At 42.8% G+C, this 8,969-nt stretch carries 11 protein-coding genes; 9 read left to right on the forward strand and 2 right to left on the reverse strand.

Annotated elements, in window-relative coordinates; translation table 11 throughout:
• Positions 1–224 precede the first annotated feature (224 nt).
• Entirely contained in the window at positions 225–560 is a 336-nt protein-coding gene (locus EI164_RS02150; protein WP_192518356.1) for a pyrimidine/purine nucleoside phosphorylase, read from the reverse strand.
• Between the two features lie 664 nt (positions 561–1,224).
• Between EI164_RS02150 and recN the strand changes: the two genes are divergently transcribed.
• The 9 genes from recN (at position 1,225) to EI164_RS02195 (ending at position 8,751) form a co-directional block, all read left to right on the forward strand.
• Complete coding sequence (gene recN, locus EI164_RS02155) at positions 1,225–2,904, forward strand: DNA repair protein RecN (RefSeq protein WP_192518357.1); 1,680 nt, start codon at positions 1,225–1,227, stop codon at positions 2,902–2,904.
• 140 nt (positions 2,905–3,044) lie between these two features.
• Positions 3,045–3,608: a YqgE/AlgH family protein gene (locus EI164_RS02160; protein ID WP_192518358.1), complete on the forward strand. Its 564-nt coding sequence runs from the start codon at positions 3,045–3,047 to the stop codon at positions 3,606–3,608.
• Positions 3,609–3,665: 57 nt separating this feature from the next.
• On the forward strand, positions 3,666–4,202 hold the full coding sequence (gene ruvX, locus EI164_RS02165; protein WP_192518359.1) for a Holliday junction resolvase RuvX: 537 nt from the start codon (positions 3,666–3,668) through the stop codon (positions 4,200–4,202).
• Positions 4,203–4,418: 216 nt separating this feature from the next.
• Entirely contained in the window at positions 4,419–4,952 is a 534-nt protein-coding gene (locus EI164_RS02170; RefSeq protein WP_192518360.1) for a hypothetical protein, read from the forward strand.
• Positions 4,953–5,014: 62 nt separating this feature from the next.
• Positions 5,015–5,341 (forward strand): sulfurtransferase TusA, encoded by a 327-nt coding sequence (gene tusA / locus EI164_RS02175; RefSeq protein ID WP_192518361.1) that lies wholly within the window; start codon positions 5,015–5,017, stop codon positions 5,339–5,341.
• Between the two features lie 120 nt (positions 5,342–5,461).
• Positions 5,462–6,655: a methyltransferase gene (locus EI164_RS02180; RefSeq protein WP_192518362.1), complete on the forward strand. Its 1,194-nt coding sequence runs from the start codon at positions 5,462–5,464 to the stop codon at positions 6,653–6,655.
• 24 nt (positions 6,656–6,679) lie between these two features.
• Entirely contained in the window at positions 6,680–7,618 is a 939-nt protein-coding gene (xerD, locus tag EI164_RS02185) for a site-specific tyrosine recombinase XerD (protein ID WP_192518363.1), read from the forward strand.
• Between the two features lie 45 nt (positions 7,619–7,663).
• Complete coding sequence (locus tag EI164_RS02190; RefSeq protein ID WP_318779506.1) at positions 7,664–8,002, forward strand: DUF3817 domain-containing protein; 339 nt, start codon at positions 7,664–7,666, stop codon at positions 8,000–8,002.
• Between the two features lie 86 nt (positions 8,003–8,088).
• Positions 8,089–8,751, forward strand: coding sequence for a hypothetical protein (locus EI164_RS02195; RefSeq protein WP_192518364.1), 663 nt, complete (start codon positions 8,089–8,091; stop codon positions 8,749–8,751).
• On the opposite strand, the gene EI164_RS02200 is transcribed toward EI164_RS02195, so the two are convergent.
• The coding region (locus EI164_RS02200; protein ID WP_192518365.1) for a transposase at positions 8,709–8,969 on the reverse strand (261 nt) is incomplete at its 5' end. The two genes, EI164_RS02195 and EI164_RS02200, sit on opposite strands and share 43 nt — an antisense overlap.

Genomic DNA, 8,969 nt, shown 5'->3' on the forward strand with positions numbered 1-8,969 from the left:
CTACTGATTATTAAGTGGTTGTTTATAAGATAGTTAACGCCTGATGCGATAAAACAAAAAAAATCAATTAGAGATATAATTGTAGCAAGGCATTGGGGTTAAAAGGGTTAAAGCATTAAAAAAAGAAATAAACAATACCCATCAGATATCGTTTATTTCTTTTGGGTGATTAGCAAATAGCGTGTTAAGAGCACTAAGCTCAACCAACTGTCTTACCAACCAAATTAGCCTTCTAAGTGACAAACATATTGCACAATTTCTTCTGTTCGTAAATTAAAACCACTATTACCCTCAACGACAAATGATTGACCTGCACGGTAGTAGCTGAACTCTTCTTCACCATTGGTTTTGACTTCGCATTCGCCGCTAGTGATTTCGATACGTTCGGAGGTATTAGTGCTAAAGTGATAGTGCTCGACCAAATTATCACAAGGTAAAATCACACCCAATGTCTTATGTCGACCATCTTCGAACATAATAGTATGGCTAGAACAACGACCATCATACGATACCGTTGCTTGGGCATTAACTGTTACGTTAGTAAATTGCGCCGCTGTCATAGTGGCTTCCTTATCAAATAATTATTGCAAAACTAAAAAATAAGTAACTGAGTTAAGTATAACTAAAATGTATATCCTTGGAAGTATGCACTCTAGTTTCTACCTTTTTGAAGTTCGAACCTATACTCTAACTATAGGAACAGACTTTACAAAGACGAATTGGCCTAATGACCGACCTGCCTGACGCTAGCACTATACTTGCTTCATTTGAAGGTATTGTGACTCATTGTCAGGTAACATAAAGCATAAAACTTAATAGTAAGAGTTTATCATTATGTGAGATTATGCTACCACATTATATCTATAAAGTTTGTTAAAGCGATTAGGAAAATTTTGGCTGATAGCTAGTTTTAAACTTCTTGACTGCTAATTTTTTGATGATAATGGCTGGTTTCTATTTGGCTAACTTATTCAATTTATGGTTAATATTAGCCATGCTATGATGAAGATTAACCACTAGTTTTTATAAATTTTATGATGATATCTCTTTCTAAATTTATTGTATTCACTACCATTAAGATTTGTATTTAGCTGCATTTAACACCATAATATTTGCCGACCACCTTGGTAATATTAACCAAATAGTTTTTTCTTATTCATCCGATTTTAGATATAACTGTCCAGCTTTATAGGTCAGTTTTATTGTCTATCATGAGAGGCGTTGATGCTAGTATCATTAACTTTACATCAGTTTGCGTTGATTGCTCAGCACGAGCTAAGTATGGCTGAGGGCTTCAATGTCATCACTGGTGAGACAGGTGCGGGCAAGTCGCTATTATTGGATGCATTATCGTTATGCGTAGGCGAGCGGGCCGACAGCGCAATGGTCAGACATGGTGCTGCACATGCAGATATTTATGCGCAATTTGATGTAGTAAACAATACCGTCATTGCTGATTGGTTCGCTAAAAATGATAGAGCGCTAGAAGAGCCAGAAGTATTGATTCGCCGTCAGCTTAGTAATAACGGTCGCTCAAAAGCATGGTTAAATGGGTCGCCAGTCAGCCTGGCTGAGCTAAAGACATTGGGTGCGTTACTCGTCAATATCCATAGTCAACATGCTCAGCAAGCCTTACTCAAACCACAATTCGTCGTGCAATGGCTCGATGAAATGGCGCAAGTCACTCCATTAGCAGCACAAACTACCAGTAGCTATCAGCATTATCAAACGCTCAAGCGCCGTGCTGATGACATAGCCAGTCGTGAAGCCCAGCGCCAAGATCGCATTGAGCTGTTACAAAGCCAACTCGCCGATATCGCACCGTTATTAGAAGTTGATTACGCGGAAATTGAAGCAGAGCACGAAGAACTGTCTAATATAGAATCGTTGATGCAAGAGGCCAGTCATGGCTTACATCTACTCGATAATGATACCGATGAGCCGGATGTCATGACCTTATTAGGACAAGCAATCAAACTCTGCGACAATCAAGTGGGCGTGAGCCAGACCTTTGAACAAGCGTCTGAACAGCTGCATTTAGCACAACAGCAAATCACTGAAGTGACAGGATTACTATCAGACTACGCTGAGCAGCAGCTACCTGATCCTGAACGCTTACAGACATTAGACAGTCTTATCAGCTTGGGTCATCGCCTATCCCGTAAGCATAGCCTCCCAGCTAGCGATTTAATCGATGAAGCAAAAGACTGGCAAGCGCAATTGGAGCAGTTAGAAAATGAACCTAGCAGCGATGTCATGGCTATCCAAATTGAGCAAGCTTGGCAAGAATATTTAACGCTAGCCACTAAGCTAAATAAAGAACGCTCAAAAGCAGCGCCCGTCATCACTAAACAGCTAATAAAACAACTACAACCGCTTGCGCTACCCAATGCTCGCTGCGAGTTTGTCTTTACCGAAAAATCAGATCCTAGCCAATATAATGCCCAAGGCTGCTTTGATATTGACTTGTTATTTAGCGCCAATGTCGGTATGCCGATGCAGCCGCTACACAAAATTGCGTCAGGTGGCGAGCTGTCGCGGATGGCACTGGTCATGCAAGTACTACAAGCCACCAATGCGGACAATAACGCGGCCAAGCCAATGCTGGTATTTGATGAAGTCGATGTCGGTATCAGTGGTGGCACCGCGCAAGTGGTTGGCGAGCTGTTACGCGAGCTGGGCCGTACGCAACAGTTATTGGCCATCACCCATCAAGCACAAGTAGCCGCGCAAGCACATCAACATATATTGGTACAAAAGCATCATAATGAACAAACCCAAAGTGAGCTGCTGATTTTGACAGACAACGCCCAAGTCGATGAGCTGGCACGTATGTCGGGCGGTGTGACCATCACTGATGTTACCCGTGACCATGCCCGCAGCTTATTAACAGATGTGAAGTAACAGGTGGTGGCTCGTCACTAATATTATTAGTATCACTCACTAACGTCTCATAATGGCTAAATATTTGCTTTAGTTGATTTTTTGCTCGCTATCGCCATATAGTGGTCTTTCACCTTTATCGTTAGGTTTCATTTGTTTCTATGTCTAAAGCCAATTTGACTCACCATTTCTTAATCGCAGCGCCAGAGTTGTCAGACCCAAGGTTTGAGCAGGCGCTAATCTATATTTGTCGTCATGATAAGCATGGTGCACTCGGTCTGATGGTCAATCGTCCGTTGGAACAATCACGAGTGGGTAAGCTGTTGGAAGACCTCAGTATTGAAGTCACTAACCCTCAAGTGATGGAAGATGTGGCGTTAGAAGGTGGACCTATGTACCCGGAAGTTGGCTTTGTTTTGCATACAGGTCAGCCAGAATGGGCGTCTTCTTTTGCGATATCAGAAAACGTCTGCATTACTACCAGTCAAGATATTCTGAAACGTATCGCCGCAGGTCAAGGCGTCGGTCACTATCAGCTGTGCTTGGGTCATGCCAGTTGGGGTAAGAAGCAGTTAGAGCAAGAATTGAATAATGGCGATTGGTTGGTTTGCCCTGCTGACTTAAATTTATTATTCAATACGCCATTTGAAGAGCGCTGGCAAATAGCCGCTGATAAAATCGGGATCAATTTTGACTACCTAAGCAGTGATATCGGTCACGCTTAACCTCATATATTCTATAAACGTAGAAATAAAAAACCCAAATAGGATACATCCGTTACTATGGCAGATAGCACCCTTATAACAGATAGCATCAATTCAATAGAGACTGAGACGGGCATTGCTGAAGCGACCGTTAAGCCGCACCTTGTTTTAGCCTTAGACTATGGCGTCAAAAAAATGGGCATGGCACTTGGCAATACCATTACCGAGACAGCGCGTGCCTTTGATATTTTAGCGATGAATAATGGTCAACCAGATTGGGACAATCTACTGGGTATTGTCAAAGTGTGGGGGGTCTCAAAAGTGGTCGTCGGTCTACCACTTAATATGGATGGTAGCAGCTCAATGTTGTCTAAGCGCGCGCACAAATTCGCCCGTCGTCTAGCGCACAGAGTCATGGAACAGCACCTGCCAGTAGTCGTCACACTCTGTGATGAGCGCTTAACCTCAGTTGCCGCGCGTGAAATAGCGTGGGAAAATGGCTGGATTCAACATGAGCGCGACCCGATTGATGATATCTCTGCCTGTATCCTAATGTCGACGTATTTTGCTGATCCAACTAGCAGTATCGCCATTGATGCAATCAAAGCCGATTAGCTTAACAATTATCAGTTTAGCTAAGCAATCAGTTTGGCTAAGCAATCAGCTTGCTACTCGAATACTGCCCATTTCTGCTATATAGTTAATCCAATTTGAAAGCGTTACAAGGAAACCGAGCGTAGATGTATATATAATACTTCAAGTGAGGTTAACGCTGTAACTCTTTTATAGTGGATTGACTATATCATCTAAACGGATAAATGACTGATTATTATGACTATTGTTTCAGACCAATCCACGCAAAATAAATCGCAACATGGTTTTGCTCCGCTTGCCATCGCTCGCATCAAAGGCGCACAACGAGCAAACCAAATAGCGATTTATCTCATTTATGCTGCTATCTTTGCGTTTATGGTCTTTGGCACCATTGCTAGTATTAAAGCCTTTCATGACAATCAATTGCTTTATCAGTTATTTTATAACCTGCCCTATGCTTTGGTTGCGCTCACGATTCCTATTACCCTGTATGATGCTCTAGTCGTTTATCGCTATCGCTTAAACCAGCCGTCGATGATTGCTATGAGTATCGGTGTATCGACCATCATATTGATTGGTGGGTTATTATTCGCTGACACTGCATGGTTGGGGTTGTCCTGTTGGTTGGGTGTGGCTTTTTTATTCAAAGTGAGTTTCAAGCGGTTTTTTAACTTTTTAGAAGTGGCTGACTTGCCTGATACTGATGAAGCGCTAGAGACAGACGAAGTGCTAGAGACAGATAGTGTAGAAAACTCAGAAAGTACGTCCTGACTCCTGACAGGCGCGTAAACAAATTATCCATTATTAAATTTTTAGATTAATTAAGTATAATTATGACAACTTCAACAACAGATACCTCTATTAACCATCATCTAGACACGCAAGGGCTTATTTGCCCTGAGCCTGTGATGATGCTACATCGAGTCATACGCAAAGCAGACAGTGGCGAGGTGATCGAAATACTAGCCACCGACCCTGCTACGACACGCGATATCCCTAATTTCTGTCGTCATCTAGGTCATGAACTGTTGACTCAAGAAACGCTCGCGGAAAATGTGAATTTAAATGTCGATCCTGATGAAATAACCATTGATAGCGATAATACCGCACCTATGAGTGTGACGCTTTATCGCTATCTGGTTAAGAAAAAAAGTGCTTAAATGTACTCGATTGACCACAGTAAAGCATTGATCACAGCAGAACATTGACAGCGCAATAAACAATATAAAGATATCTTTGCACTCTAAGCAAAGTATCTTTCACAAAAGGTAGGCTATTACGTGTTACAAACAGAAAAGCAGTATGTACAGTGGCAAGAAAACGAGACTCTACATAATGCTGTTTGGTTGTCTGAAAGCAATCATATGCCACCTGCGCGCATTGTGTTGGTCGATGATACAACGACCGCAGATGATGCTTACCGCTTAGCTTGCGAGGGTACATCACTGCTATGGCGCGGTGACTTTCATAATGCACGCCAGTTATTACAGGCGCTCGGTCGCCGTATAGATCGTACGAACGAACGCTCTGAGCTACGTAAAATGAAAAAAGCTGCAAATAAACCTAATGCGGCAAGTGTTCAAGGCATTCCCAACTTATTTCATCAGCAGCGCCAACTGCAAGCCCAGCGCTCACGTATATTGAGCCGCCTGCTACTAGAGCTCGATGCCAATTATGTCAGCCAACTACGCCGCGCACCTGATGTCAGCGCCGCCTGTACAGCCGCTTTTGGCCCATTAGATACAGCGATGGACACATCTTGTGTACTGTCGTTTCGTGACTTGCAAGGCGCACTTGGCGCAGCAGGATGGCGCGAAAAAGGCGTCCCGATAGACAGCTTAGGGTTATCCATTTTTCCGCATTATGGTGTCTTTGCACCAACTCGTCATGAGTATGTACAGCTATTACTCGATGCGGCGCTACCAGACACCTGTGATGTCGCCTATGATATCGGTACTGGAACGGGCTTACTGGCGATCATCTTAGCGCAGCGCGGTGTTCCACAAGTAATCGCAACAGATTTAAATCCACGTGCTTTGGCCTGTGCCAACGAGAACTTTACACGCTTAGAACTAACTGCCGTACAGTTACAGCAAGCGGATCTGTATCCGACTGACGCACCACTCGCCAATCTGATTGTCTGTAATCCGCCTTGGTTACCTGCTAAGCCAAGCTCATCTCTTGAGTATGCTGTCTATGATGCCAAGAGCGCGATGCTACGCGGCGTGTTACAAGGTGCTAAACAGCACTTAGCTGAGCATGGACAGCTATGGTTGATCATGTCGGACTTAGCTGAGCACCTGCAACTGCGCACTCGTGATGAATTATTGAGCTTGTTTGCCGATGCTGGATTGTCAGTAAAATATCGTCTGGACACCCAACCTAAGCATGGTCGTAGTCAAGATGATAGCGACCCTCTGCATGTCGCGCGCAGTGCTGAAGTCACCTCGTTATGGTGTTTAACGCTTATCTAACAGTCAACCGTCGAGTATTGAATTATGAGCCGTGATCGTGCCGTGCAACAGCGCCAACCTAAGGCGCTGGCAGTAGATGACGAACCCAGTTATATGACAGAGTTTCGTCAAGCCATGCTGGCGCGAGGGCTTGCCACACGTACTCGTAATGCATATGTCCGCGACCTGCGTGCCTGCGAGCTGACCAATCCTGTTGCCTTGACTCGCTGGCAGCCTGATGACGTGCTGCACTGCTTATCAAGCCTTACTCAAGAAGGCAAAACCCCACGTACCCAAGCACGCATGCTCTCAAGCTTGCGTCAGTTTTATCTATGGATGATTGCCAGTAATCTGCGTGAAGACAACCCTTGCGAACGTGTCAAAAGCCCAAAGCTCGGACGACCACTACCGAAAGATTTGGCTGAGGCGGATGTCGATAATCTACTTGCCTCGCCTGATACTAGCACTGCGCTAGGACTCCGTGATAAAGCCATGCTAGAGGTGCTATATGCCTGCGGTCTGCGTGTGAGTGAATTGATTAATCTCTCATTAGAACAAGTGAATCTAAACTCAGGTTGGCTACAAATCACGGGTAAAGGCAATAAAACGCGACTGGTGCCCCTCGGCGAATATGCAGCGGATGCATTGGAAGATTATCTGTCTCATGCTCGTGGAGACTTGATTGCTCATTTGAAATCAGGAAATTGCCAAGCGGTGTTTTTAACGGCGCAAGGTGGCTATATGACGCGGCAAAACTTTTGGTATTTGCTTAAAAAATACGCCAAAGTCGCCAGTATCGATAAAGAATTGTCACCGCATACGCTACGCCACGCTTTTGCCACGCATTTGCTAAATCATGGCGCTGATCTTCGTAGCGTACAGTTATTACTTGGGCACAGTGATTTATCAACCACGCAAATCTATACCCACGTGGCGACAGCGAGATTGCAGAAATTGCATGCGGAGCATCATCCGCGAGGTTAGCATTGAAGTTTAATATTTATTAATGATCGTCAAAAGGATTACAAAGTGTCGCAAGCTCAGACACCTCCCTTGCATACTCTAACTGAAAAGCAAAATTTTGCTCTCAAGAAATTAACCATTATGTGTTATTTAGAAGGCACGTCTTTTCTACTGTTGCTGGGTATCGCCATGCCATTAAAATATATGCTGGGTATGCCTGAAGCAGTGAGTTATGTCGGCCCATTGTATGGGATACTATTCGTTGCTTATATCATAGTGCTGATCATCACAGCGAGCAAAATAAAAATGCCCCTACGGGCACTGCCTGCAGGTGTAGTTGGATCTTTCTTGCCATTTGGCCCGTTTATATTTGATCACTTGTTTAAGAAGCATTTGAGAGGGTAACCCATCTTTTTTGATTGTGTTAATTTTAGACTTGGTGAGTTACGCATCCGCTAGCTCACCCTGCGCGCTTATAGGTAGGGTAAAACATGCTGACTGTAAGAGAAATAAGAGATATTTTAAATTATAATTTTGTGTGGCCGATAACTAATGGCAAAATCTATCAATTAAATAATGATAAAGATAGTATCTGCTATGATAATTTATGTGGCGAGCTAAAATTTAACGAGAACAAGCAGTTAGAGTTCTATGTTGAGAAGGAAATTAGCTATTCTGAGCAGAAAGTTTTATATGAACAACAAGAGCAAATAGCATCTAGTCTACAAAGTGGTAAGATGTATAAGCAGTTTCAATTTTCTAAATTGGAATTCACTGATAAAAAAGATCGAGTTTGGATTTCTAGCAGGATTCTAACTATCAGCGGGTTAAAACTAAATTCTAGAAAAATTATCATTAGTTTAATCATTGACAATATTAACCTGACCAATATTTTTCGTAATAACAGCTCTCTATATTCTTATTCTTCTGATGATATAAATATTATTCCTAATAATTACTCAAGAACTCTCACTGGACAAAATAGGTTAAATAAATATGAGTTGAAAATACGAAATACCTCAGTTCTTCAAATAAGAAAGTTTGAAAAAAACTATATATACTCGATATATTCTAATATTGAATCAAAGGCAGTAATATTTCGTATATATAGTCAGCTCAAAATAAAATTGTTATGGTTAGGGCAAACATCATAAAACAATTTGGATAAGTCGTTTTCCATCCAGCCTTGGCGTAGAAACTTCACCTGAGCCCATTTCTTTTCGATAGGGTTTAGGTCTGGGCTGTACGGCGGCAACCAAAGAATACGATGCCCGTGCCTGTTTAGTAGCTTTTGAATGCGTTTGCTCTTATGAAATTTGGCGTTATCCATCACAATCACGCATTTGGTTTTAAGACTTGGGATTAGGGTTTG

This window comes from Psychrobacter sp. FME13, from assembly GCF_014861395.1.
Taxonomy (GTDB): domain Bacteria; phylum Pseudomonadota; class Gammaproteobacteria; order Pseudomonadales; family Moraxellaceae; genus Psychrobacter.

Coding starts and splice junctions, on each gene's coding strand:
- EI164_RS02150 (WP_192518356.1), bottom strand. CDS start 560: ATGACAGCGGCGCAATTTACTAACGTAACAGTTAATGCCCAAGCAACG.
- recN (WP_192518357.1), top strand. CDS start 1,225: ATGCTAGTATCATTAACTTTACATCAGTTTGCGTTGATTGCTCAGCAC.
- EI164_RS02160 (WP_192518358.1), top strand. CDS start 3,045: ATGTCTAAAGCCAATTTGACTCACCATTTCTTAATCGCAGCGCCAGAG.
- ruvX (WP_192518359.1), top strand. CDS start 3,666: ATGGCAGATAGCACCCTTATAACAGATAGCATCAATTCAATAGAGACT.
- EI164_RS02170 (WP_192518360.1), top strand. CDS start 4,419: ATGACTATTGTTTCAGACCAATCCACGCAAAATAAATCGCAACATGGT.
- tusA (WP_192518361.1), top strand. CDS start 5,015: ATGACAACTTCAACAACAGATACCTCTATTAACCATCATCTAGACACG.
- xerD (WP_192518363.1), top strand. CDS start 6,680: ATGAGCCGTGATCGTGCCGTGCAACAGCGCCAACCTAAGGCGCTGGCA.
- EI164_RS02195 (WP_192518364.1), top strand. CDS start 8,089: ATGCTGACTGTAAGAGAAATAAGAGATATTTTAAATTATAATTTTGTG.